The organism is Pseudomonas sp. R19M, assembly GCF_050312585.1.
Taxonomy (GTDB): domain Bacteria; phylum Pseudomonadota; class Gammaproteobacteria; order Pseudomonadales; family Pseudomonadaceae; genus Aquipseudomonas; species Aquipseudomonas palleroniana.
Window position 1 is genome coordinate 1 of sequence record NZ_JBNPJV010000082.1, and the last position, 24,250, is coordinate 24,250.

Genomic DNA, 24,250 nt, shown 5'->3' on the forward strand with positions numbered 1-24,250 from the left:
CGCAGCGGTAGTTCAGTCGGTTAGAATACCGGCCTGTCACGCCGGGGGTCGCGGGTTCGAGTCCCGTCCGCTGCGCCATATTTTCCAGGTCCGATATGTCGGGCTTGAGATCGAACAGCCAAGGCTGATCGATCAGATGTTCCAAGACAGTTGAGGTTTTGCCTTGGCTGGTCAAGCGATACGCAGCGGTAGTTCAGTCGGTTAGAATACCGGCCTGTCACGCCGGGGGTCGCGGGTTCGAGTCCCGTCCGCTGCGCCATATCTGCCTCAAGGCCCACTGAACGCCTTGAAGCACAAAGAAAGCCTCTGGCTACTTTGATCCGATAGCAAAGACCCTGGTCGAAAGACCGGGGTTTTTTGTTTCTGCGATTTGGAAAACTGCCCGAAGAGCCGGCGAGCCGGCTCTCACCGTGCTGTCAGAACCCCAGCTTATCCCGCAGCCCGTAGTACCAGGCCCCGAGTGCCGCAAACGGCGTGCGCAGTAGTTGTCCTCCCGGAAATGGGTAGTGCGGCAGGTCGGCAAACGCATCAAAACGCTCTGCCTGGCCTTTCAATGCCTCGGCCAATACCTTGCCTGCCAGGTGGGTGTACGTCACCCCATGGCCGCTGCAGCCCTGGGAATAGTAGATGTTGTCGCCCAGGCGCCCGACCTGCGGCAGTCGGGAGAGTGTCAGCAGGAAATTGCCGGTCCAGGCGTAGTCGATTTTCACATCCTTGAGCTGCGGAAAGGCCTTGAGCATCTTCGGTCGGATGATCGCTTCGATGTTCGCCGGATCGCGTGCTCCATACACCACACCGCCGCCGAAGATCAGGCGCTTGTCGCGGGTGAGACGGTAATAGTCGAGCAGATAGTTGCAGTCTTCTACGCAGTAGTCCTGCGGCAGCAGTGTCTTTGCCAGCTCATCGCCCAGTGGCGCCGTGGTGATGACTTGAGTGCCGCAGGGCATCGACTTGGCCGCCAGCTCCGGCACCAGGTTCCCCAGATAGGCGTTACCCGCGACAATGATGAATTTGGCCCTGACCTTGCCCTCGGCGGTATGCACTACCGGGTTGGCGCCGCGCTCGATGCGCACCGCCGCCGACTGTTCATAAATGACGCCCCCCAGGGACTCGACGGCCGCAGCTTCTCCCAATGCAAGGTTGAGTGGGTGGATATGCCCGCCACTCATGTCCAGCATGCCACCCACATAGTTGTCACAGGCCACCACGTCGCGAATGCGGCGTTCGTCCAGCAATTCCAGCTGAGTGTGGCCGAAGCGTTCCCACAGGCGCTTCTGCGACTCCAGATGAGCCATGTGCTTGCTGTTGAGTGCGGCGAACACGCCGCCGTCCTTCAAGTCGCATTGGATTTGATACTTGGCCACGCGCTCGCGAATGATCTTGCCGCCTTCGAATGCCATTTGTCCCAGCAACTGGGCTTGCCTGGGGCCGACACTGCGCTCGATCACATCGATGTCACGGCTGTAGCTGTTGACGATTTGTCCGCCATTACGACCCGAGGCGCCGAACCCCACTTTGGCGGCCTCCAGTACCGTCACGCGAAAACCGTTTTCCAGCAGGAACAGCGCGCTGGAAAGACCGGTGTAGCCGGCGCCGATCACGCACACATCGGTTTCGACTTCGCCTTGCAATGTCGGGCGAGGCGGGACCGCATTGGCGGACGCTGCGTAATACGACTGGGGGTAGGGGGTGTTCGCCATCCTGGAACCTCTGTTTTATATTTTTTACGAGTGCTCCGATCCTACCTGAGTTGAAAATTGCCTGCCAGCCACCGAAAAACCATGGGCATGCCCGCCGCAAATAAAAAATTCGCATATTCATAGGGTTAGCTGCAAAAAAGATGTTGACACCCCTCCGGAATTCCGTAGAATGCCGCCTCACAGCAGGCACGTAGCTCAGTTGGTTAGAGCACCACCTTGACATGGTGGGGGTCGTTGGTTCGAGTCCAATCGCGCCTACCAAACAAAATCCGCTCTGCTGGGCGGTCTGGAAGGGCTCACCGAAAGGTGGGCCCTTTTTTGTTGTCTTGGATTTCATGCATAACTTTCACAAAATACCGGGTTCGTTCACACGGGGCAATGTGAATGCCTTCAGCGCTCATTACTTACCGCGCTTCATCACGTCTGCCTGCTTGTAAATCAACGAGGTAAGACGAGTATTCCCTCACTTCGCTGACGCCGTTATCTAAGAACATGCGGTGTATGAGCTTAATTTTTTGGTAAGCAATTCCGCAGGGTAATCCCCACCCATTGGGCGGCGTCGTAACCCAGGCTACATTATCCAGTCCATCACGTTCGCCCCCTCCCGCCCCCCTCCGCCGGATATGTGTGCATGCTTACCGGTCTCAGGGTCAGGGGGTAAAGGCACTTCGAATACTCCCGAAAATCCATTGCCGTGTATCACTTCAGATTGCATAAAGAATCCAAAATTACATGTAGTTTTCCGAGCAATTGGAAGCTTGATGGTTGCCCGCCTGAAGACCTCTTAGCGAGACCTGGTTCGTCGTTGGCGCGTTGCATTTTAAGGTTGAGACCATCGTTTCACTTACTGGAAATCAGCTGAGAAGTTTTCTGTTCGTACGGGTGGTTTGGAATAAAAATCACGTTCAGGGGTCGCGGCTGTAGTGGTGATGTGATATCACTCTAAAGGCGGCTCTATGGAGTCGCTTAGCCATACATATTGAATAATCACGCTCGCTATCCGTAAATAAAAGGAAGATTAATGGATTACGATTTCAGTAGATTGTCTACTCGTTCGTTCGAACAGCTGGTGCAGTCGATCTCTCTCGCGGTGCTTGGTGGTGGGGTAACCGTATTTGGTGATGGTCCGGATGGCGGGCGCGAGGCCACTTTTGAAGATGTCAAAGATTTTCCAAATGCAAAGTCTTCTTGGAATGGCTACGGGGTAATTCAAGCAAAATTTCGCCAGAGACCAGGCGCTCATAATGGCGCGTGGGCGATAAAGGAGCTTAGAAGCGAGTTGACAAAACTTGCTAAAGCTTCTGATATTAAAAAGCCTGAATATTATATATTTGTGACTAATGTTGTATTAACGCCAGTTGCTGGGACTGGCGGTAAAGATCGGATTTCAGCACTCGTAGACAAACATAAAAGTGAAATTGGAATTAAAGATTTTCGAGTTTGGGACTATGATCAGCTTTGTGCGTTTTTAGACATATTGCCTGCAATACGCACTGCGTATAGAGCGTGGATTACTCCAGGTGACGTACTGGCGGTGATTTTGGATTATATGCGACCACAAGCTGATAATTTTAGAGATATTATGCTCAATTTTGTTCAAAAAGAATTGAGAGGGGAACAGTATGTAAATTTGGGACAAGCCGGGCACAACAATAAAGATCGCATACCCTTAGCAAGTGTATTTGTGGACTTGCCGATTCGAGAAGTAGCCTCGGCTAAAGAGTACAAATCATATTCTCCGACTTTTTCATTCAGTGAAAGGGGGGAGGGGATAAAAGCGCTAGCTAAGTTAAGTGTGATTGCTGGCCAGCTACTCGATGGAGAGTCTTTTACAAGGCGACAAACCTCGCTGACTCATGGCATGTCTCGAAATCCAGGGAAAGTGGTTTTTATCGGAGGGCCAGGGCAGGGTAAGAGCACGCTGACGCAGTTTTTTTGCCAGCTCCATCGATGCTCTTTTGTTAAACAACATTCTACGAAATCATTAAACTCTGAGGTGGCTGAAGCCTGTCATATTGTAGAAACACAATGTAGAGATGAGTCTATTGATGCGCCGCGAAATGCAAGGTTCCCGTTGCGAGTGGAATTAAACAAGTTTGCGGCATCACTTGCTAATGGTGGCTGCAATTCGTTATTTGGTTTCATACTGAATCGCATCAAGGAACGTAGTGAAAGGGAGCTGAATAGTGATGACCTTCGTAACTGGCTTTCAAGTTACCCATGGCTGATTGCGTTAGACGGTTTGGATGAAGTGCCAGCGTCATCAAATAGGAGCCAAGTACTCGGAAGTATTCAAGACTTTTTAATAGATGCCGCTGATTGCAATGCTGATCTATTGTTGATAGCCACCAGTCGCCCTCAAGGATATGATAATGACTTTTCAGAGAATAGTTACACGCATTTTAGATTAAGTGAACTGGATGCTGATCATGCTTTGCATTACGCTCAAAAGTTGATAAATAGGCGGTGGGGCGAAGAAGAAGATAAGGTGCAAACTTTATTAAGTCGAATGCAGAGAGCATGTAAGGAAAATCAACAGTTCGGTTGATGAAAAGTCCCTTGCAAGTGACAATCATGGCGTTGCTGGTGGAGTCACTTGGAGAACCTCCTAAAGAAAGGTGGAGGTTGTTTAATGAATATTACAATGTTATCAATCGCCGAGAAAAGGAGCGTGAAATTCCAGCTGCAAAGCTTTTAAATAGCTTTCAGGCAGATATAGACTTTATTCATCAAAAGGTTGGCGTTTATTTACAGGTTGAGTCGGAGCGAAAAGGCAAAACCGATGCGCTCTTGAAGGAAGATGAGTTTTCAGAAATTATCAACTATCGATTGGTTGCTGAAGGACATATTGGCGAGAAAGGTGAAAGCCTCAAGAATGATATAATTGAAGCCGCACTTGAGCGTCTAGTCTTTTTGGTCGCACCTCAAGAGGGGCGAGTCGGCTTTGAAATTAGATCGTTGCAGGAGTTTATGGCTGCACAAGCCATAACATCCGGAAGGGATCATGAAATTATTGAGCGGTTGAGGTCTATCGCCCATGCATCTCATTGGCGTAATGTATTTCTATTTGCCGCAGGTCGATGCTTTCATGAAAAGCAGTATCTTAGAGATAGTATTTTTGCAATTTGTTCTGAACTCAACGAGGGGGCAAGAGATCTGGTAAGTTGTGTTAACGAGGTTCTTTTAACGGGTAGTGAGCTTGCATTGGATATATTAGATGACGGAGCTATTTCGAATCAGCCGAGTCAGCTTAAAATATTTACAAGGCTCGCTCTACGAATACTGGAGCTTCATCCGACCCTTTTGCATCTCAGATTGAGTCAGGCTTATTATCCGGAAGCTGAAGATCTTTATCGAGAATCTATCCTCCTGCGTTTAGATCAAATTGATTTTACTGCTAGGTTAGGAGCATGGAATGTCTTGATTGAATTAGCAGATCGAGATGTATCTTGGGCAAGAGAACTTGCAGAAAAAAAATGGCCTAATGATCCCGCTGAAATTTTAAGTATCACCAGTCGGATGATAGCGAGGGATCCATCTCGTTGGCTTGTTGATAGATGGTTTTCAGCAATATTACTGTCGTCACCAGCATCGGCGCCATTTCACTATCTTCTTGAATTTGGAGGTGTTATTGATGCTACCTCAGAGGATATGGCGATAAGTGTTCCAGCTTGGTATTCCTTTTTAGCTAAGCAAATCAAGGCCGGAGTTCGTCGTGAAGTAAGTATGAACTCTGTTGGAGATGATATATATTTTCAAGTAGCAGATCTAGTATATGGTGCAGATAATAAACTTGAGAGCCACGAGATAGGTGAGGTTCATCCCGGCTGGAAGTGGCTTTATAACTGTGCGAAATTTTTGCATGTGCCGGATAAAATTTTGTTAGCTGATATTATTCTTGAAGCATCAAGTTTGATGATGACAAGTGAGCTGTTTAAACTGGAAACTTGGGTTTGGATATTGCCATGGCAAATCAACGCCATTGTGAGATCCACCAACTCTTCAGATGAGCTAATTAGAATTAGCAGTTGTATTCGAAAAGGCGAGTTAGGGGATGTTTCTGATTGGAGGCTCGCGTCTGAACGATGGGGGGCTTTAGGTTTAAAATTTGAAGATATTAATTATGTTTCTAGCAATAAATTACCTTTTGACTCTAATATTGCACAGTTCGGGTTTCCTGTACTTTCGTTTCAAAGTGATACGCGAGCTGATGATTTTGAAGTCGAACTGTTTGATCAGCTTCTAGCACTATATAAAATGGATATACCCCAGTCGTCGAAAATACTGTTGTCTAATTCTATGTTGACTTTGATTTCAGTGATTGACGAAGATAGCCAGCTTCCTGACTATGTCTGTGAAGCATTACCGGGCATTCTTTTATCTTCTGAAATAGAGTGGGTTGACTTAACGATGCTTAATCATATGTCTAGGGAGTTTTGGAATTCGCCTAAAATACTTGAGCTCATAAGCGCGCTGCTCAGTAAAGTTGGGTCATTGATGTATGATAGTTCGGAAATTAGAGTCGATTACCTTACAGGGCTTTTAAAAAATAGACCTGTATTCAGGGATGGGGTTGTTTTGTTGTCCAAGCTAATGAGAGTCGGTCGTGATGTTGATTTCTCAACCTCGATAGAGGTTATTGAATCTACAGAAGATCTAGATCTTAAAGAAGCATACATTATAATTGCCCTTTCTAAACTCGATTGTCTTCCAAATGATGCGCTGCGCATGGCAGATTTACTGGACGAGATGACATTGTCGTTGGAAAGTGGTAATTATTTATATTGTGTAATAGAGATGTTGCGAGAGAGTAATGAGGTAACTAAGGCCACGGAGGCTTTTTTGTATTCTTTACTAAACAAAAAGATAGCCGAAGGTTATGGTTCTCGGCGTGATATTGTTTCTTTGCTTAGGCAGCATCAGGCGTATCACTTGAGTCACAACTCTGAATGTCTTAGATAGAATATTTGCTTCATATATCGTGATTTGAGTTTGTAAATGATTAGTTGTTTTTGTCGGAGTTTGAGTCACTCTTGTACGGTAATTGCTAATTGCTATACAAGGGTGGCTTATTTAGTGCTTGACGTGGACGTGATTCATGTTTTTAAAGGTCTGTGCGTGGTTAGGGTGTGACAAGATTAGTATTGAGAGTTATGGCATTGCATTCGCAATGTGTGTCAGTTAATGTTCGCTATTCAAAGTGTATTCGTACTTATGTGCTCTAAGCTTTCTAGCGCGATTATCATCTACTGCCAACGAAAGTATAGGGCATCATTACGTGCAAGTCATGGAGTATCTTCACCGTCTTTCTAAGAGTGGCGATTCGTCCTTGTTCTGAGTGTCGTCGCGGGAATACGCTCCAACTACCTCCCCATCATCATTAACCATCAGCATGGCCTTAACGGGAGGACCATCACCATGCATTCGCTCTTCCATGGATTCGATCTTCTCACGTCGAATCGTGGATTTTTGACTATCTCTCCCAGCTTCTTTTGTAACTGGATATCGAAAGAATGTACTAGAAGCGTCTGTGGCTTCAATTGATGCTATCCATTCATCTAACTCTTTAAGCAGGGCCCAGTGCTCAGGTAGCATCGCAGGAAAGTTCGAGAGCGACTCAGCTAATACGGTAAGGAAAGAGCGGACTTCTTCGTAGGGGGAATTTAGACTATAGACCCTATGCAAAGGTTGTTGCTTTTGCTTGACCAATACACTTGGTTCGCGATCTGGTCGGGTGTTCCGTAAGGAGTCGAAAACTTTCGATGAGGAAGTATAATTCCTGGATTTAAATACAGCTCGATAGCGTGCTGTAGAGAAAGCTAACAGGGAGGTGTGAGTTCAGGTCAGCGCCCTGCGAGTTATCATTGAGTGCGTCGGCAGAATATCTAAAAGGATCTACGACGGCTCCAAACCCTGAGACGAGGTGCTTGTCGAAAGGCAAAAACATGTTGAGTATTCGCGAACTTGCACCGTACCTGCCTCACTCGCATATCACTGTGTTACGGAAGCTGTAGAGACTGTGGAAGTTTTCTTAGTTTGGTGGCTAAGAACTTTACCTTGCATCTACCGATCCATGTAAATGGGGAGGGGCAGCCAGCTCGTAATTCAACATCGCGGGCCGCTTGGTTTGATTAATCGATCAGGTGCAATACGTCTCTCACGTTTAGATGGGAGTATCGCGCAGCGGATCGTGTATCACGGTGCCCAGACACTACCATGATCTGAGCGTTGTTGAATCCCTTTTTCGCGACGCTCGTCATTCTGGTATGCCTGAGTTGATGCAGCCTGACGCTACTATCTAAACCTGCCTTTACGCGCGCTAAGCGCACAGACTGAGTTACGGCGTGCGGTGTGACGGTGAACACTTGTCCGTTTGAGTGACGTCCCACAGTGGCCCAAAGTTGGGCGGGGTGGAGAGTTTCAACAGCGCGGCGGGTGAGGGAGACAGACCGTGTGCCGTTCTTCCCGTCGATCACATCGGCAATGCGATCAATGAGGTGCAGGCAGTTTTTCGTTAGCTTCAGGATTTCAGAGCGTCGCATCGCAGTTTTGTATGCTAGTTCTACGATGAGTTTCATTGTGGGAGAGAGCTCTTCCAGCAAACGCTCAAGCTCACTTGCCCTGATCACCTTGTCAGAAGACCGGTCTGGTTTTGGATGCGATATCACTCACAGGGTTATGAGTTTCGATCAGCAGGCCGCGTTTGGCAAACCGGTAGAACCGCGACATGAATGCGAGTTGAGTTCTGCACGTGGAAGGCTTTACCTTCCTCAATCGCACGATCTTGAAGTCGTTGATCATTTGCGGCGTGATTTCGTGAATGGGTTGGGTGAAGTGCCTACCTAGGTGTTCGACGATTTTCAGCGCGCGGGTCGTAGCTACCTTTCCCCTGAGCATGGTTTCGCAATAGGTCATGCCCAGCGTCTAAATGGTGTGGTGATGCTTGTGATCCATCGTCATGGCTTCAAGCTGAATGACCCATGACTGAGCTTCGGCTTTGGTAGTGAAGGTTTTTGACTGTGCAGATTTACCCTTTACCCGTGCCTGAGCGTTCCAGTTACCGGACGGAAGCAAGCGAATATTGGCCATTGTTGACGCCTCATAATGTGAATGGGCGTTCTGTGAAATCCAAGAGCACCAGGGCTGGGAGCTTGTTCCTAGCAGACCTTGACATGGTGGGGGTCGTTGGTTCGACCAAACAAAATCCAGCTCTGCTGGGCGGTCTGGAAGGGCTCACCGAAAGGTGGGCCCTTTTTTGTTGTCCGCGATTTGCACAGCGTTCGCAAACACCCACCTCAGGACGCCAGTTCGCGCCCGTCTCCAGGTACTCGATCAATGATTGGGGAATTCGACAGCGGCATATATGAATCAGGCGCTACCGGGTACGCCCTTGGAATCAACCAGGGCCGGTCTTGATACTGGGCACGACGGTCGGATTACCCGCATAACCTGAACCGCTATACGGATCCCTATGCCCCATGTGTGTGAGGTCGTCAGCAGAAAAGCTGTGCCACTCCTAGCAGGCAGATAATCTGGACGACCACCTGGCAGCGGATCTCGCCCAACGTCGCTGTTGCCTTACTCATTTGCCCGGCATACATATCGGCTAGCCTCTTGATCGGTACTGGCGCTGTGGATTTTGCCCAGATACAGCACTGCATTATTGAGTGTAGGCGCTGATCCAGAATTTTCACGACTGAATTCGACTCTCGGCCATGGAGGTGTCGCCGGGGCTGAATGACTGCACCGCGCCAGGTAAACCGGCGCCGATCACCCACAAAATTTATTGGTTTGCAGCAACAATTTTTCTTGTTGGACACCCCCCGGCCCAAGCGGCAAAGATGCCGCCACTGTCGCTCGACCTTCCAGGTCAACAATAAAAAAACCTAGCCGACTGCACGCCACTTTCATGCTGTGAGCCCTTTGCCCACATCCTGCTGTAATGGCGCCGCAGCGCGCACTAAAGGACCTCTCCGCCATGCAAACAGTTGTGAACTTATGGCCGTTGATCGGCGTACTCGTCATCGTGGTCGGCTTTGTATTGCGCTTCAATCCGCTGTTGGTGGTCACCGCCGCCGCCATCGCCACCGGGCTCGCCGCCCAATTCCCGCTGGAAAAAATACTGACTTCCATGGGGGATGGCTTTCTTCAGACCCGCGCCCTGCAATTGATTCTGTTATTACCGCTGGCGGTGATCGGCTTGTTGGAGCGCCATGGCTTGCGCCTGCATGCACAAAACTGGATCGCCCGCTTCGAACGTGCCACGGTCGGGCGTTTGCTGATCATGTATCTGTTTGTGCGTGAGTCCACGGCGGCCATGGGGCTGACCAGCCTGGGTGGCCATCCGCAAATGGTGCGGCCGCTCTTGGCGCCGATGGCCGAAGGCGCAGCGGAAAAACGCTTTGGCAAGCTGCCGGACAAGCTGCGCCACAAGGTACTGGCCATGTGCGCCGCCACCGACAACGTCGGGTTGTTTTTTGGTGAGGACATCTTTGTCGCCTTCGGTGCGATTGCGTTGATGCACACCTTTTTGCTGGGTTCGGGAATTGATGTGGAACCGTTGCACATTGCGGTGTGGGGCATCCCGACGGCGATCTGCGCCTTCATCATTCATGCGATCCGGCTCCATCGCTTCGATCGACGACTGACCCGCGAGATGAGCCCCGCCGGCGTCCCGGTGGAGGCCGCTCAATGATCATTTCCATTCAATACCTTTACTGGCTGGCGGGTGTCCTGTTGCTGATCACCGCGGGCATGATCCTGCTCGACCGTACCCACCCCAAGCGTTGGTCCAGCGCAGTGTTCTGGTTGTTGTTTGCTGTGCCGTTTCTGGTGGGGGAGCGCCTGCCCTCGGTGGTCATCGGCGTCGGAGTGGTGGTGATGGCGTTGATCGCGGGTCTGGGCGGCGTTGGCCGTGGCCAGCACGCCGAGCTGCATGACAAGGCTTCCCGTGCCAGTGCCGGGCGCCTGGGCCACAAGCTGTTTATCCCGGCGTTGGCCATACCGCTGACCACGGTGATCGGCTCGGTGTTGCTCAAGCACACTGAAATCGGGGGCGTACCTCTGCTGGACCCGAAGAACACGACCTTTGTCTCCCTGGGCATCGGCTGCCTGATTGCGCTTGGCCTGGCCTGCTGGCTGACCCGTGATACGCCTGTACAAGCCTTGCGTGAATCGCGCCGTCTGACCGAAGCCCTGGGCTGGGCCATGGTATTGCCGCAGATGCTGGCAATGCTCGGGTTGCTGTTCAACGAGGCCGGGGTAGGCACTGCGGTCGCCCACGTCACTACTACCTATATCAACCTGGATTACAAGTGGGTGGCGGTGATGGTTTATGTGCTGGGCATGGCGTTGTTTACCGTGATCATGGGCAATGGGTTTGCCGCGTTCCCTGTCATGACCGGCGGTGTCGGCGTGCCGGTACTGGTGGGAATTTACGGCGGCAACCCGGCGGTGATGGCCGCCATCGGTATGTTTTCCGGCTACTGCGGAACGCTGATGACGCCGATGGCGGCCAACTTCAATATCGTTCCGGCGGCGTTGCTGGAGTTGCCCGATAAAAATGCGGTGATCAAGGCGCAGATACCGACTGCATTGATGATGCTTCTGGTCAATATCGTGCTGCTTTACCTGTTGATGTGAGGCCACTATGCAAATTGTGCTGCTGACGGGCTTCGAGCCTTTTGATAACGACCGGGTGAACCCCTCGTGGGAGGCCGTGCGCCAGTTGGATGGCGTGCTGTTGAGCGAGAATGTGCAGATAGTTGCGCGTTGCTTGCCCTGCGCATTCGCCACCGCTGCCGAGAGCCTGCTCCGGTGGATCCACGAATTGCACCCGGTCATGGTCATCGCCACGGGCTTGGGCCCTGGGCGTAGCGATATTTCCATCGAGCGTATTGCGATCAACGTTAACGATGCGCGCATTCCCGACAATCTTGGGGCGCAGCCGATTGATGCGCCAGTGCTGGACGGCGGCCCGGCTGCGTACTTCTCGACATTGCCGATCAAGAGCATGGTCAGGGCGGTGCGCGAGGCGGGTATTGCGGCCTCGGTTTCGCAGACAGCGGGGACGTTTGTGTGCAACCAGGTGTTTTATCGGTTGCAGCATGCACTGGCGGGGGCTGCGGTGCGCAGTGGGTTTATTCATGTACCGGGCCTGCCTGAATCGGGCGAGCCGTCGATGGCGTTATCGACGGTAGTGGAGGGGCTGCGTGTTGCGGTTTCGGCAGCCTGGCAAACCCACGTCGACATCGTGCTGGGCGGTGGTCAGGTAAGCTGACGACGGGCTTTCCCTCAGACCTCACGGCCTGGGAAAAACAACTCAAAGCACGTCACGCCATCTTCACTGCTCACGCGGTATCGCCCGTTATGCAAGTGCATGATGGTTGCCACGATCGACAGCCCCAGTCCGTTGGACTGGGACGACCGTTCGCGGGATTCATCCACCCGGTAAAACCGTTCGAACAAGCGTGGCAGATGCTCGGCGGGAATGGTCTGGCCGTGGTTGCTCACTTTCAGATGGATACCCGCGTCATCAGGGATCGCCTGGATGCTCAGTTCCGAACCCGGCGCGCCGTACTTGATGGCGTTGGCGCACAGGTTCGCCAAGGCACGCCGCAGCAGCATCGGTTCAGCCCAGATCACCCCTTCGCCCGAGGCAAAAATGGGCATGTGCACATCACCGGCCAGCCCTTCGAAGTAATCCGCGATGCGTTCCACTTCATCCGCCGCGCTCAACTCCTGACGTTGGCGCAGCGCGCTGGCGGGGTCGGTGCGGGCTAGGAACAGCATGTTGTCGAGCATCCGTGCCAGGCGCTCAAGCTCTTCTACATTGGAGGCCAGCAGTTGTTGATAGCTTTCAATACTGCGGCCTTGTTGCAGGGCCACCTGGGTTTCTCCCAGCAAGTTGTTGATCGGTGTACGCAGTTCATGCGCCATATCGGTAGACACCTGGCCCAACTGCACAAAGCCTTTAGCCAGCCGTTCGAGCATGGTGTTGAACGCATCGATCATGGGCAGCAGTTCTTTCGGCGTGCCGTGGCTATCGAGCCGTTCGGCCAGGTTGCCCACGCCGATCCCTTGAGTGTGCCGGGCCAGGCGACGTAACGGCAGCAGGCCACGGTGCACGAGCAGGTAACCCACCACCGCGAGGATGATCGCGGCGATGCTTGCCAGGATAAACACGTTCAAGCGATAGCTGGCGAGCATGCTGGTGCGTTCGGTCATCAGACGCCCGGTGGTGACCTGCAGGCTGCCAAGGTCTCCCGAGTCGATCGACGCAGCGACGGTGGCGAAGGGCACGCCATTTACACCGGGCAGATGGTGCACGTCGGCGAAGCCCAGCTCGCGGTCTTTGGGCGCCGGGGGCACGGACGGTATTTTAATGTTTCCTGGGTTGACCAGCAACAAAGGCTTCTGGCCAGGTGCTGCGATGCTCAGCACCGATTCGCTGTTGCCCAGCATGTTCTGGAACAGCTCCGGCTTGGTCTTGATCAGGTCCAGGGTGTTGCTGTCGTTGAGTAGTTTGCGCAGTTGGTCGGCGCGATAGATCAGCGAAGCGTCGTCACGCTTGATCAGTTCACGTTCCAGCTCGCGGTAAAGCGCCACGCCTAATGTGGCGAGCAGGGCGAAGGCGAGCAAGGCGAAGATCAGCGCCAGGCGCAGGGTCAATGAATAATGGCGACGGTTGCTCATGGCTGGGTATCGAAGCGGTAGCCGATGCCCCGCACGCTGTGAATCAGCTTGAGCTGGAACGGATCATCGATTTTCAAGCGCAGGCGCCGTACGGCAACGTCCACCACGTTGGTGTCACTGTCGAAGTTCATGTCCCACACCCGCGAGGCAATCATCGAGCGTGATAACACCTGGTCTTGATGAGTCGCGAACAGGTGCAGCAGGGCAAACTCTTTATTGGTCAGCGTAATGCGCGTACCGGCACGGGTGACACGGCGTTTCAGGACGTCAATTTGCAGGTCGGCGATTTGCAGCTGTTCTTCTTCGCGACTGGGGCCGCGGCGGGTCAGGGTGCGCAGGCGCGCCACCAGCTCGGCGAACGAGAAGGGCTTGATCAGATAGTCATCGGCGCCCAGCTCCAGTCCCTTGATACGGTCGGCAATGTCATCGCGGGCGGTGAGAAACAGCACCGGCGTATCGGCTTCCTTGCGCAGGCGGCGCAGCACTTCCCAACCGTCCATTTTCGGCATCATCACATCCAGCACGATCACATCGAATGCCGCTTCCAGCGCTTGATGCAGTCCATCGACACCGTCACGGGCGAGGCTCACCGAGTAACCCAACTCCCGCAGTCCGTTGAGCAGGTAGTTGCCGGCCTTGGGTTCGTCTTCGACTACGAGGATATTCATGGCAGGTGCCTTGGTTCGATGTGTGGCGCAAGTGTAGCCCGATCAATTCTCACTGGCACAACCGATGCCTTGCACCTGGTAGTCGAGTACGTGTTCGCGGCCCTGATGGTCCAGGTAGTTGAGACGAGCGGGGACAATGCCGCACACACCGTAGGTGTCGGTGCTCGATAACACTTTGTCGATGTCCAGGTGAACGAAGAAGCCGGTTTTGTCGTGGATCACGTTTGTTGCAGGGGCTGTGTCGGCGGCGAATGCCGAACCGGTGGCGAGCAAGGTGGCAAAGCCGAGGGTCAACAGTTTCATGATGGTGTCTCTTTCCAAGGGATGGCTGCCAGGTTCCGGCAGTGAGTTCACGGTAACCAGGCACCCCGAACAGCCAACCAACAGAATCATGACAAGTTTGTAATGAAGTGCCTGAGGCCCGAAGGTTTCTAGGATCAGAGAGGTGATTTTTGGGGCGGGGAGCGTTTCAGGCCGGGGGGATGGGCGGCCTGCCGCGTTATTCCGAGGTTGCGATGCAATGGCGTGATCCGTAGATTGCATCGGGGTCAGCCAATGTTCGCCAATAGAAGGAAAACCAGCAGTGTCCGCTCCAGGCCCCTCCGTATTGACCCAGCGCTACCGTGCCTTTCTGTTCGATATGGATGGGACCCTGCTCAATTCCATTGCCGCTGCCGAACGTGTGTGGAGCCGCTGGGCGACGCGGCATGGCTTGGATGTCGAGGCGTTCCTCGCCACGATCCATGGTGCCAGGGCCATCGATACCATCACCCGCCAGGCGTTACCGGGCATTGATCCGCAGGTCGAAGCGCAGTGGATCACCGCGGCTGAAATCGACGATGTCCAGGGTGTTGTGGCGATTCCCGGTGCAGTCGAGTTTCTGAACAGCTTGCCAGGTGATCGATGGGCGCTGGTGACCTCTGCACCCAAGGCGTTGGCATTGCGTCGGTTGGAGGCAGCGGGCATTGCTGCGCCGGTGGTATTGGTGACGGCTGAAGATGTCGCGCGCGGTAAACCTGACCCCGCCTGTTATGTGCTCGGTGCGCAGCGCCTGGGCGTGCCGGTGCAGGACTGCCTGGTGTTCGAGGATGCTGCGGTAGGGATTCGAGCGGGGGAGGCTGCGGGAGCAGATGTGATGGTGGTCACCTCGACGCATCTCACGCCCCTGGCGACAGCGCATGCTTGCATAACAGGGTATGAGGGATTACAGGCCCTGTACGATGCTGACGGCTGGTTGTCCTTGAGGCGGTTGGCAAAGTGATCTGAACACACCGAGTCGGTTATCGGTCTCGGTGGTCTTCACACAAGGCGGGATCGGTTGATGCTTGTAACCGGCTGCTTCTCATGCCCTGGCGCGAGAGCACCATTTCCCTGAGTATCTCGTTGGCGAGCCGGGCAATGGCTTCAGTGCCGCGATAGTGCGCGCGCACGATTCCGGTAATCGCAAAGTGGTCGGTTTCCGGGCCGCTGAGAATGGCTGACAGGGTGCCGTCAGCATGCAGCGTGCAGGTCACCGTGTAGCTGGGCAGGCGTGCCGCCAGCGCTTGTTCGATTTGAGATTTGCTGAGGGTGTCCATCGGCTTTTAGCACCTTTCACTGTCCGCGCCAGCCCAAGCATAGGTGCTACTGTGGGTCTGTAAATACCGGCAATCTGATAGCGTGGCAACGTCAGCGTATGGTTTTTCGATACTCACGATGGGCCGCGCGTTGGCACAACTTGCGCAAAACAGTCTTTTGGATCGGCCTGATGCAAAACACCAGCAAGTAGCCACAGAGCAGTAACGCCAGGTCCAGCGAAGAGTGAGTGCCGGGATCGCTGACGCGGTCAATTTCGAACCTCAGGCCATATCCGGCAGCCAGGAAAATCAGCCCTATCAACAGGGTGATCATCCAGGATCTGGAAATAAGCGGCTGTGTTGCTCGATGCCTCATCGACGTGCTCCTGAATGCACACAGACAGATGGCAGGGTGATTGTCAGAAGGTTCGGCTACGAATAACGCCGCAAGTTCCAGGCTTTATGACAGTTTTATCTCACCGCGAGGGAAATGCAGGAGGCGCGCTGAACGCGTAAGCATACGCGAGCAGGCTGAATGGGTTTTCGCCAGCCGTCACTGTGAACGAAAAGGCTGGCTACTCGGGGCGCTTCAAGGCGTCTGGTTTTTGTCCGGCGCAGTGAGGCCGGCCTGGATGCGCTGATAAATCTCCTCACGATGCACGGCGACGTCTTTGGGAGCGTTGATGCCGATTCGAACTTGCTGGCCGCTGACGCCCAGGATGGTGATCGTAATGTTATCACCGATGTTTATGCTTTCACCGACTTTGCGGGTGAGTATAAGCATGGACTTCTCCTTGATTACTTTTAAGGACACATGTTCCAGACAGGGTAGGTGTCAGATGTGTGTAGCTTACTGCTAAGCGCTTCCCTGTGACTGCCTCTTTTAGGACGCATAGAGGCGACATTAATTCCCATGGCGGCATCATACAGGTCTGCGGTACATCATTCGCATTGTTTAAGCCAACGTTTATGACGGCCAGAATAGACAGTGAATGGTAAAGTTGCCTCTTTATCCTCAAAGGAGCAGGGCAGTGCGTAAAGTAGCGATGGCGATTGCGGTGTTGGCATTGACCGGTTGCGGTGAAGGCAAACCTGTCGATGCCCCCAAGGCCAAGCCTGCCGTGACCGAAAGCCAGCCACAAACCGGCGCGATTGCCGCTCAGGAATGGGATGTGTGGGTAGGCCCGCCGGATCACAAACTGCAGGCGATCACCGACCTGACCGCGTGGTTGCTGGAACACGGCTTCAGTTTTTATATTGTGAAAGTGGACGGTAAGGACGAGGTGTTTCTGGGGCCGTTCGCCAGCAAAGCTGAGGCCGAAGCCAAGCAGGCACTGCTGACTGAAAAGCTGGCCCGCGCCAAGAAGAACGACACCGAGTCGCAAGTCATCGAGCACAAGGCCGCGCAATAGTAGGCGGGCTGGGCGGGAATACCGCCCACGTTCAACTGCAGGCTTTCAAGTTCACCGGGCCCACAAATTCATTGCCGCGGCCCATCACGCAGGCAACTGTCTGATTGCGCTGGCGCTCCCAGGTCTGTGCCGGATAGGTCTTGTTCCAGGCTTCGTACAGCTGGCGATCCTGTTTTGACAGGCGTAACCCGTATTGTTTGCTCATATAAAAATACGTGCGTGCGATCATTCCGCGAATCGACGGTCGTGGCATGACCTTCTTGGCCTTGAAGTCCACTTGGGTCAGGCATGAGCCGTATTGCCCGCTTTGCACTGGCAGCCAGCCGAAGCTGAAGTTGTTACGGTCGCCATTCACTTCGCCGATACTCGGCACCAGGTTGTGCAGGTCCGCCTCGGCCCGCTTGAACACATCATCGTGGCGCGTGCAGTTTTTTCTCCCTCCATTTTGCCAGCATTGGCGCTGATGCCCAATTTGCCAGGCCGGTACAATGTGTTCCCACTCAATACGCGCGGCGCGGTTGGAATTTTTGCGTGGGATGTAACCACAGGCTTTCAGGTCCACCCGGTTACCGGTGTATTTGCAGCCGCAATAAAATTCGGTGGATTGCGGAGCGTAGAGCTTCCAGGCGATTTTCTTGGCTTCGCTGAAGGTGCGAGGGGCTTGGGCGTTGGCGGTGAGGGCAAAAAACAGGCAGCACACAGCGATAAAACGGACACTCATTCAATCAATCTTCCTTCGGCACAACCCAGAAAATCTGCACGCCACCGTCATCCCGATAGGCGAGGGTGACGTTATCGTTTTCGGCGATCTCTTCCAGCAGGCGCTCCCACTCATCCACAGGCTCATCCGGCAGACGGAAGATCAACGCTGCCTTGGCTTTTTGGGCGTTGGTTGAATTGATGATTTTTTGCACGCGCAGCGCCAGGCGTTCGTAGGCGTCTGGCGATGTGGGCGCTGCGGAAGAAGACTTTGCCACAGAGAATTCCTTGGTAGGCTGTACGCACATACAGTATTTAACTGTGGGCGTTTTCGCAACTACTTAAAATTCAAGAGGTTCTGGAAGGCGGGGTATTCAAGGTTCCAGTGGTCTATCGGTCGGCCAATTTACGGATGCGGTACACGCAGCGGCGACCGCCACGCAGTAAATGCTCTTCGCGCGTCACCTGGCCCCAGCCCTGCATCAGCATTTGAAATTGCGACAGTTCTGATGCGCAGAATCCTTGGCATTTGGTTGCGGCGGCGCAAATCGGGCAATGGTCCTCGATCAATAAAAAATCATCACCATCGCTTTCAACCCGTGCCATATAGCCTTCCGCATCTCGCGCATCGGCCAGTCGCTTGACGCGTTCGGCCAAGGAACTCGCCGATGCCAGTTGCGCTTGATACTCGGCTAATTGTTGCGAGCCGCGTAGTTCGATGACTTTATCTATGCCCACCTGCCCAAACAACTGCGTTACCGACTCGATGATTTGCACGGTGAGTTGGGCGTGCGTATCGGGAAATCGCGCATGACCGGAGTCAGTCAATTGCCACAGCTGTTTGGGGCGACCAACGCCTGAACGTGCGACCACGCTATCGACCAAGCCTTGTTCGACCAACTTGACCATTTGTTGGCGCACTGCTTCGGATGTCACCCCCAGCACCTTTGACAAATCCGCCGTACTGCATGTGCCGTGGGTTTTAAGGTGTCTCAAGAGATGTTCGGATGAGCGCGAAGTCGAGTTATCCAGGCTTTTGTTTGCATACGTCATTGTGGGCTCAATAATATTGAAACTGTTAGCTTGCTTATTAAGGCATCTCCCGCGGCAGGCTTCAAGCCTGCGCTCTTGGTAGCTGTGGGAAAAACGTATGGATGCTCAACGAGCACTTAGACACTGAGGAAACAATAGGCAGCTGACGTTATGAAAGCGTCATTCCGATACTGTCGGTGGGGCTGGTTTTTGGGGTAGGGCGGGGGGCTTTTATCGCGGGGGCTACGAGTGGGTAGAGGCAGATAAATCTGCCTCTACCGCAGTGTCTCCAGGAATCAGTATTCCCAGAACATCCGTTGCAGTTCCTTGCTGTCCTGGGTCTTGGTCAGGGCAACCATTGCCAGGATGCGGGCTTTCTGTGGGTTCAGGTCAAGGGCGGCGACCCAGTCGTATTTGTCGTCCGGCTGTTCGGCGTTACGCAGCACCATGCCGCCGGCGTTGACGTGGGAGGAGCGAATGATCTGCACGCCTTGCTTGCGCAGTTCCACCAGCGCTGGCACGACCTTGGACGATACCGAACCATTACCCGTACCGGCGTGGATGATGGCCTTGGCGCCAGCTTGGGCCAATGCTTTGTAGGCGGTATCGCTTACGTTGCCGTAGCCGTAGGCAATTTCAACGTCAGGCAGGCTCTTGATGGTCTTGATGTCGAATTCCGAATCCATGGTGTGACGTTTGGCTGGCAGGCGGAACCAGTAGGATTTGCCTTCCACTACCATGCCCAGCGGGCCCCATGGGCTCTTGAACGCTTCGGTTTTGATGTTGATCATTTTGCTGACGTCGCGACCCGATTGGATCTCGTCGTTCATGGTCACCAGCACGCCCTTGCCACGCGCATCTTTGCTGCCGGCCACGGCCACGGCGTTGTACAGGTTAAGCATGCCGTCCGCGGACATCGCGGTACCTGGGCGCATGGAGCCGACCACCACGATTGGCTTGTCGGTTTTTTCCACCAGGTTCAGGAAGTAGGCGGTTTCTTCAAGGGTGTCGGTACCGTGGGTGATCACGATGCCGTCAACGTCCTTGCTGTCGGCCAGTTCGGCCACGCGGCGGCCCAGTTGCAGCAGGTTTTCGTTGTTGATGCTTTCGGAGGCGATCTGCATCACTTGTTCGCCACGCACGTTGGCGATCTGGGAGAGCTCGGGAACGCCGGCGATCAGTTGTTCGATGCCGACTTTGGCTGCCTGATAGGTGGCGCTGTTGGCGGCACTGGCGCCAGCGCCGGCGATGGTACCGCCGGTGGCGAGGATCACCACGTTGGACAGTTTGGTCTTGGTTTCAACTTCTTTTGCGTGGGCGGCAACAGGGAACAGCAGCAGAAGGGCGAGGGCGCCCGGAACAAAGTTCTTCAATGCAGATTTCATTATTTTTCTCTCTGGTTTTTGATGAGTGCGGTGGCAGTTTCATCCAGAACACCCGGGCGACTCTGAACGCCTCGGGTGCTGAGAAAGAGCAGGATTTGTACCAGGCGGATTGTGCGCAGGGATATAAATTAACGTATTGATTTAAAACAACTTAATTTGACTTTCTGACGGTGCGAAAAGGACGCTTGTCCGGCTTTCCGAACAGTGCGCGGGTATTTCGTTCGGTTGTCCGAAAAAGATGACGGAATATTCCTGGCTCCTGCATGACCTTGGTGTCACAGCCTGTCGTTTCGGCGCAGGACCTGGTGAGTCGATGTTCAAACACATCTCAGGGTGCGCATCTGCGGCGCTGAGGACCTTGGATGAAAGACGGATTACCCCGTTGACAAACCTCGACAAGGTTCTCATAGTTTGAATAACGCAAACGTTTGCGAGATGTTTCACGAAGCGCTTCTGGTGTGTCGTGACCGCTCGTTTCAGCCCCCCGGGTGGGGCGGCTGCCGAAGAGGGTTTCGGTGCAAGCGTTGCTCACAATAATCATAAGATCGGAGTGAACCCATGAAGCTGCCATTTGCTGGACGCCTTCTTGCTGTCGCTGTGCTTGCCGCCGCATCCGCTGCCCTGCCTCTCTCCTCTGCATTTGCCGATGATGCCGCCCTCAAACCCAAGGTCGGCCTGGTCATGAAGTCCCTCGCCAATGAGTTTTTCGTCACGATGCAGGACGGTGCCAAGGACTACCAGAAAGCCCACGCCGCCGACTTCGACATGATCACCAACGGCATCAAGAACGAAACCGATACCAGCGCGCAGATCGATATCGTCAACCAGATGATCCTCGCCAAGGTTAACGCCATCGTGATTGCTCCTGCCGACTCCAAGGCGCTGGTTACCGTGCTGAAGAAGGCTTCGGACGCGGGCATCAAGGTCGTCAACATTGATAACCGCCTGGACCCTGACGTCCTGAAAAGCAAAAACCTCGACATTCCGTTCGTAGGCCCGGACAACCGCAAAGGCGCCAAGCTGGTAGGCGATTACCTGGCCAAGCACCTGACCTCGGGTGACAAAGTCGCGATCATCGAAGGCGTACCCACCACCACCAATGCCCAGCAGCGCACCGCAGGCTTCAAGGATGCGATGGACGCTGCCGGTATGAAGATCGTTTCCACCCAGTCCGGCAACTGGGAAATCGACCAGGGCCAGAAAGTGGCGTCCGCCATGTTGAGCGAACACCCAGACCTCAAGGCACTGCTGGCCGGCAATGACAACATGGCGCTGGGCGCTGTGTCTGCCGTACGTGCCGCAGGCAAGACTGGCAAAGTGCAGGTGGTCGGCTATGACAACATCGAAGCCATCAAGCCGATGCTGCAAGACGGCCGTGTACTTGCGACCGCCGACCAGGCTGCTGCCCAGCAAGCCGTGTTCGGTATCCAGAACGCGCTCAAGCTGGTCAAGGGTGAGAAAGTCGATGCCAAAGACGGCGTGATCGAAACCCCTGTCGAACTCGTCCTCAAGAAGTAATCCTGGCAGTACCCAACAGCGTCCGCTCGTCCTGAGCGGGCGCCTGGAGATTTTCCTATGTCATCTTCCGCCCCGAACGCTGTCCTCTCGGTCAGCGGTATCGGCAAAACCTATGCCCAACCGGTTCTGGCCGACATCACCCTGACGCTTAATCGCGGGGAAGTGCTGGCGCTGACCGGTGAAAACGGTGCAGGTAAAAGCACGCTGTCGAAGATTATCGGCGGCTTGGTCACGCCGACCACCGGGCACATGCAGTTCAACGGTCAGGATTACCGCCCGGCCAGCCGTACCCAGGCCGAAGAGCTGGGCGTGCGCATGGTCATGCAGGAACTCAACTTGCTGCCGACGCTGACCGTGGCCGAAAACCTGTTCCTGGATAACCTGCCCAGCCGGTGCGGCTGGATCAGCCGCAAGCAACTGCGCACGGCCGCAATCGAAGCCATGGCCCAGGTTGGCCTGGACGCCATCGACCCGGACACCCTCGTCGGCAGCCTGGGTATCGGGCATCAACAAATGGTCGAGATTGCGCGCAACCTGATCGGCGATTGCCATGTGCTGATCCTCGACGAGCCCACGGCCATGCTCACCGCGCGTGAAGTCGAGATGCTGTTCGAGCAAATCACCCGCTTGCAGGCTCGCGGCGTGGCGATCATCTACATCTCGCACCGGCTCGAGGAGCTGGCCCGTGTTGCCCAGCGCATTGCGGTACTGCGTGATGGCAAGCTGGTCTGCGTCGAGCCGATGGCCAACTACAACAGCGAGCAACTGGTCACCCTGATGGTGGGCCGTGAGTTGGGTGAGCAGATTGACCTGGGCCCGCGGACCATTGGTGGTCCCGCCCTGACCGTGAAAGGGCTGACCCGTTCGGACAAGGTTCGCGATGTGTCCTTTGAAGTGCGCGCCGGCGAAATCTATGGCATCTCCGGCTTGATCGGCGCCGGCCGCACCGAGCTGTTGCGCCTGATCTTTGGTGCTGATCTGGCCGACAGCGGCACCATTGCCCTGGGCTCGCCTGCCCAGGTAGTGAGCATTCGTTCGCCAGTGGACGCGGTGGGGCATGGGATTGCCTTGATCACCGAGGACCGCAAAGGTGAAGGTTTGCTGCTGACCCAATCCATCAGTGCCAACATCGCGCTGGGCAACATGCCCAAGATTTCCGGTGGTGGCGTGGTGAACAACCGTGACGAAACCGCCTTGGCCAAGCGTCAGGTAGATGCCATGCGCATCCGCAGCTCCAGCCCGGCGCAATTGGTCAGCGAGCTGTCGGGTGGCAACCAGCAGAAAGTCGTGATTGGTCGCTGGCTGGAGCGCGATTGTGCGGTGATGCTGTTCGACGAACCGACCCGTGGCATCGACGTTGGTGCCAAGTTCGACATCTATGCCTTGCTGGGCGAGCTGACTCGCCAGGGCAAGGCGCTGGTGGTGGTGTCCAGCGATCTGCGAGAGCTGATGCTGATCTGTGATCGGATCGGCGTGCTCTCCGCCGGACGCCTGATCGAAACCTTCGAGCGCGACAGCTGGACCCAGGACGAACTGCTTGCCGCCGCCTTTGCCGGCTATCAAAAACGTGATGCGCTGCTCAACGACGCAGTGCTTAGGGATACCCCATGAAAACAATAACTTCCCCCGGCAAAACCGGCGGTAACTTCTACGGCCTGGGTACCTACCTGGGCCTGGCCGGTGCCTTGCTGGCGATGATTGCGCTGTTCTCGGTGCTCAGCGACCACTTCCTGTCCTATGACACCTTCAGCACCCTGGCCAACCAGATTCCGGACCTGATGGTGCTGGCGGTGGGCATGACCTTCATCCTGATCATCGGCGGTATCGACCTGTCGGTGGGCTCGGTGCTGGCGTTGGCCGCATCGGCGGTCAGCGTGGCGATTCTCGGCTGGGGCTGGAGCGTGTTGCCGGCCGCCATACTCGGCATGGGTTGCGCGGCGCTGGCCGGCACTATCACCGGCTCGATCACCGTGGCCTGGCGGATTCCGTCGTTCATCGTCTCGCTCGGTGTGCTGGAAATGGCGCGGGGCGTGGCCTATCAGATGACCGGCTCGCGCACCGCTTACATCGGTGACTCGTTTGCCTGGTTATCCAACCCGATTGCCTTTGGTATTTCTCCGTCGTTCATCATTGCGTTGCTGGTGATCATCGCGGCGCAACTGGTGTTGACCCGAACGGTATTCGGTCGCTACCTCATTGGTATCGGCACAAACGAGGAGGCTGTGCGTCTGGCGGGGATCAATCCCAAGCCCTACAAAATCCTGGTATTCAGCCTGATGGGCTTGTTGGCCGGTGTTGCGGCGTTGTTCCAGATCTCGCGCCTTGAAGCGGCAGACCCGAACGCCGGTTCCGGCCTGGAGCTGCAAGTGATCGCCGCTGTGGTGATCGGCGGTACCAGCCTGATGGGTGGGCGCGGTTCGGTCATCAGTACCTTTTTCGGGGTGTTGATTATTTCGGTGCTGGCGGCTGGCCTTGCGCAGATCGGTGCTACGGAACCCACTAAACGCATCATTACCGGTGCTGTCATTGTGATTGCCGTGGTCCTCGATACCTATCGCAGCCAGCGCGCCAGTCGGCGGGGCTGAA

At 54.6% G+C, this 24,250-nt stretch carries 21 protein-coding genes, 3 tRNA genes and 1 pseudogene; 13 read left to right on the forward strand and 12 right to left on the reverse strand.

Annotated features, from left to right (window positions below; translation table 11 throughout):
* Position 1: 1 nt before the first annotated feature.
* Positions 2 to 78: transfer RNA gene (locus ACQRBT_RS18180), tRNA-Asp, on the forward strand.
* Between the two features lie 104 nt (positions 79 to 182).
* Positions 183 to 259, forward strand: a tRNA-Asp gene (locus ACQRBT_RS18185).
* Between the two features lie 157 nt (positions 260 to 416).
* Here the strand turns inward: ACQRBT_RS18185 and ACQRBT_RS18190 are convergent.
* Complete coding sequence (locus ACQRBT_RS18190; protein WP_060755776.1) at positions 417 to 1,700, reverse strand: NAD(P)/FAD-dependent oxidoreductase; 1,284 nt, start codon at positions 1,698 to 1,700, stop codon at positions 417 to 419.
* A 184-nt stretch (positions 1,701 to 1,884) separates the two neighbouring features.
* Here ACQRBT_RS18190 and ACQRBT_RS18195 point away from each other — a divergent pair.
* The 3 genes from ACQRBT_RS18195 (at position 1,885) to ACQRBT_RS18205 (ending at position 6,662) form a co-directional block, all read left to right on the forward strand.
* A tRNA-Val gene (locus ACQRBT_RS18195) sits at positions 1,885 to 1,961 on the forward strand.
* 760 nt (positions 1,962 to 2,721) lie between these two features.
* Positions 2,722 to 4,248 (forward strand): NACHT domain-containing protein, encoded by a 1,527-nt coding sequence (locus tag ACQRBT_RS18200; protein ID WP_412046332.1) that lies wholly within the window; start codon positions 2,722 to 2,724, stop codon positions 4,246 to 4,248.
* 26 nt (positions 4,249 to 4,274) lie between these two features.
* Positions 4,275 to 6,662 (forward strand): NACHT domain-containing protein, encoded by a 2,388-nt coding sequence (locus tag ACQRBT_RS18205; protein ID WP_412046331.1) that lies wholly within the window; start codon positions 4,275 to 4,277, stop codon positions 6,660 to 6,662.
* A gap of 1,169 nt (positions 6,663 to 7,831) precedes the next feature.
* Here ACQRBT_RS18205 and ACQRBT_RS18210 read toward each other — a convergent pair.
* Positions 7,832 to 8,789: pseudogene (locus ACQRBT_RS18210) on the reverse strand (tyrosine-type recombinase/integrase).
* Positions 8,790 to 9,678: 889 nt separating this feature from the next.
* Between ACQRBT_RS18210 and ACQRBT_RS18215 the strand changes: the two are divergent.
* The 3 genes from ACQRBT_RS18215 to pcp are packed head-to-tail and all read left to right on the forward strand — an operon-like array spanning position 9,679 to position 11,979.
* Complete coding sequence (locus tag ACQRBT_RS18215) at positions 9,679 to 10,395, forward strand: DUF969 domain-containing protein (RefSeq protein ID WP_090369815.1); 717 nt, start codon at positions 9,679 to 9,681, stop codon at positions 10,393 to 10,395.
* Positions 10,392 to 11,342, forward strand: a complete 951-nt coding sequence (locus ACQRBT_RS18220) for a DUF979 domain-containing protein (protein WP_161549304.1) — start codon at positions 10,392 to 10,394, stop codon at positions 11,340 to 11,342. Before ACQRBT_RS18215 ends, ACQRBT_RS18220 begins: the two co-directional genes overlap by 4 nt.
* Before the next feature lie 7 nt (positions 11,343 to 11,349).
* A complete protein-coding gene (pcp, locus tag ACQRBT_RS18225; protein ID WP_412046330.1) occupies positions 11,350 to 11,979 on the forward strand; it encodes a pyroglutamyl-peptidase I in 630 nt (209 codons plus the stop codon).
* Positions 11,980 to 11,993: 14 nt separating this feature from the next.
* Here pcp and ACQRBT_RS18230 read toward each other — a convergent pair whose 3' ends face one another.
* From ACQRBT_RS18230 to ACQRBT_RS18240, 3 genes are read right to left on the reverse strand one after another with little or no spacing between them, the layout of a single operon-like run.
* Positions 11,994 to 13,394 carry a heavy metal sensor histidine kinase gene (locus tag ACQRBT_RS18230; protein WP_412046329.1) on the reverse strand — a complete coding sequence of 467 codons (1,401 nt, stop codon included), beginning with the start codon at positions 13,392 to 13,394 and terminating at the stop codon, positions 11,994 to 11,996.
* Complete coding sequence (locus ACQRBT_RS18235) at positions 13,391 to 14,062, reverse strand: heavy metal response regulator transcription factor (protein WP_412046328.1); 672 nt, start codon at positions 14,060 to 14,062, stop codon at positions 13,391 to 13,393. The genes ACQRBT_RS18230 and ACQRBT_RS18235 overlap by 4 nt, the downstream gene beginning before the upstream one ends.
* 42 nt (positions 14,063 to 14,104) lie before the next feature.
* Positions 14,105 to 14,365 carry a DUF2790 domain-containing protein gene (locus tag ACQRBT_RS18240; protein WP_198762124.1) on the reverse strand — a complete coding sequence of 87 codons (261 nt, stop codon included), beginning with the start codon at positions 14,363 to 14,365 and terminating at the stop codon, positions 14,105 to 14,107.
* 280 nt (positions 14,366 to 14,645) lie between these two features.
* On the opposite strand from ACQRBT_RS18240, the gene ACQRBT_RS18245 reads away from it, so the two are divergent.
* A complete protein-coding gene (locus ACQRBT_RS18245) occupies positions 14,646 to 15,323 on the forward strand; it encodes an HAD family hydrolase (protein ID WP_412046327.1) in 678 nt (225 codons plus the stop codon).
* A gap of 19 nt (positions 15,324 to 15,342) precedes the next feature.
* On the opposite strand, the gene ACQRBT_RS18250 is transcribed toward ACQRBT_RS18245, so the two are convergent.
* The 3 genes from ACQRBT_RS18250 to csrA all read right to left on the reverse strand — a co-directional run bounded on the left by ACQRBT_RS18250 (position 15,343) and on the right by csrA (position 16,402).
* On the reverse strand, positions 15,343 to 15,639 hold the full coding sequence (locus ACQRBT_RS18250) for a hypothetical protein (protein WP_104994313.1): 297 nt from the start codon (positions 15,637 to 15,639) through the stop codon (positions 15,343 to 15,345).
* A gap of 91 nt (positions 15,640 to 15,730) precedes the next feature.
* On the reverse strand, positions 15,731 to 15,994 hold the full coding sequence (locus ACQRBT_RS18255; RefSeq protein ID WP_060755767.1) for a hypothetical protein: 264 nt from the start codon (positions 15,992 to 15,994) through the stop codon (positions 15,731 to 15,733).
* 213 nt (positions 15,995 to 16,207) lie between these two features.
* Positions 16,208 to 16,402, reverse strand: a complete 195-nt coding sequence (gene csrA, locus ACQRBT_RS18260) for a carbon storage regulator CsrA (protein WP_060755766.1) — start codon at positions 16,400 to 16,402, stop codon at positions 16,208 to 16,210.
* Positions 16,403 to 16,664: 262 nt separating this feature from the next.
* On the opposite strand from csrA, the gene ACQRBT_RS18265 reads away from it, so the two are divergent.
* Positions 16,665 to 17,030 carry an SPOR domain-containing protein gene (locus tag ACQRBT_RS18265; protein ID WP_060755765.1) on the forward strand — a complete coding sequence of 122 codons (366 nt, stop codon included), beginning with the start codon at positions 16,665 to 16,667 and terminating at the stop codon, positions 17,028 to 17,030.
* Positions 17,031 to 17,061: 31 nt separating this feature from the next.
* On the opposite strand, the gene ACQRBT_RS18270 is transcribed toward ACQRBT_RS18265, so the two are convergent.
* From ACQRBT_RS18270 to ACQRBT_RS18285, 4 genes are all read right to left on the reverse strand, one after another.
* On the reverse strand, positions 17,062 to 17,751 hold the full coding sequence (locus ACQRBT_RS18270) for an endonuclease (RefSeq protein WP_412046326.1): 690 nt from the start codon (positions 17,749 to 17,751) through the stop codon (positions 17,062 to 17,064).
* A gap of 4 nt (positions 17,752 to 17,755) precedes the next feature.
* Entirely contained in the window at positions 17,756 to 18,037 is a 282-nt protein-coding gene (locus ACQRBT_RS18275) for a DUF1654 domain-containing protein (protein WP_244699763.1), read from the reverse strand.
* Between the two features lie 82 nt (positions 18,038 to 18,119).
* Positions 18,120 to 18,782, reverse strand: a complete 663-nt coding sequence (locus ACQRBT_RS18280; protein WP_104994311.1) for a helix-turn-helix transcriptional regulator — start codon at positions 18,780 to 18,782, stop codon at positions 18,120 to 18,122.
* A gap of 275 nt (positions 18,783 to 19,057) precedes the next feature.
* Positions 19,058 to 20,146, reverse strand: a complete 1,089-nt coding sequence (locus ACQRBT_RS18285) for an asparaginase (RefSeq protein WP_090369838.1) — start codon at positions 20,144 to 20,146, stop codon at positions 19,058 to 19,060.
* Positions 20,147 to 20,704: 558 nt separating this feature from the next.
* Between ACQRBT_RS18285 and ACQRBT_RS18290 the strand changes: the two genes are divergently transcribed.
* Genes ACQRBT_RS18290 through ACQRBT_RS18300 form a run of 3 tightly spaced genes read left to right on the forward strand, consistent with a single transcriptional unit; the run spans position 20,705 to position 24,249 of the window.
* Entirely contained in the window at positions 20,705 to 21,664 is a 960-nt protein-coding gene (locus tag ACQRBT_RS18290) for a sugar ABC transporter substrate-binding protein (RefSeq protein WP_244385440.1), read from the forward strand.
* A gap of 57 nt (positions 21,665 to 21,721) precedes the next feature.
* Entirely contained in the window at positions 21,722 to 23,275 is a 1,554-nt protein-coding gene (locus tag ACQRBT_RS18295) for a sugar ABC transporter ATP-binding protein (protein ID WP_060756910.1), read from the forward strand.
* Positions 23,272 to 24,249: an ABC transporter permease gene (locus ACQRBT_RS18300; protein WP_060756909.1), complete on the forward strand. Its 978-nt coding sequence runs from the start codon at positions 23,272 to 23,274 to the stop codon at positions 24,247 to 24,249. Before ACQRBT_RS18295 ends, ACQRBT_RS18300 begins: the two co-directional genes overlap by 4 nt.
* Position 24,250 lies beyond the last annotated feature (1 nt).